Source organism: Roseburia sp. AF25-13LB (assembly GCF_003478915.1).
Taxonomy (GTDB): Bacteria; Bacillota; Clostridia; order Lachnospirales; family Lachnospiraceae; genus Roseburia_C; species Roseburia_C amylophila.
In genome coordinates, this window is record NZ_QUFO01000035.1 from 1 (window position 1) to 544 (window position 544).

Genomic DNA, 544 nt, shown 5'->3' on the forward strand with positions numbered 1-544 from the left:
TTCTAAAATGATAGTCTTATCATCAATTCTGTATGAAGTTTTCAAGGTACGTTTTTCTGACTGTTTTACCAGTCATTAGAAAACTCAATCTTTTGAATCCTCTAATCACGGGTAAAAACCCTGTATCTTAACAGCACTTCCCTGCTGATATAGGTTAGCATCCTTCGGATGCCCGTTTTATATTGAAAACAGCATAGCTGTTGTTTTCTTTTTTAATCTGGCAGCCACCTACTCTCCCATGCCGTCTCCAGCGTAGTACCATCGGCCGCTTAGGTCTTAACCATCGTGTTCGGGATGTGGACGGGTGTTTCCCCTAAGCGCATCGCCACCAGTGTTATTTTGTTATCTTATCTCGCACTGTCTTTTGTTCTCCTGACTCGTTCGATTCCGCTTTGCTTCATCTCACGAGAGTCAGTCGCCCAATCTGTCTTCGCTTATGCTCCTTCTGCCAGACCAGCCTGGCTCAGTCGCATCTGCTCATCCAGCAGTGCTCGTTGATAACTCAACAGCGAAATAATCTTTACTCGATTTCCTTAGAAAGGAG

At 44.3% G+C, this 544-nt stretch carries 1 rRNA gene; it reads right to left on the reverse strand.

Features of this window, described 5'->3' with window-relative positions:
- Nucleotides 1-215: 215 nt before the first annotated feature.
- Nucleotides 216-333, reverse strand: a 5S ribosomal RNA gene (gene rrf, locus DWY37_RS15685).
- Nucleotides 334-544 lie beyond the last annotated feature (211 nt).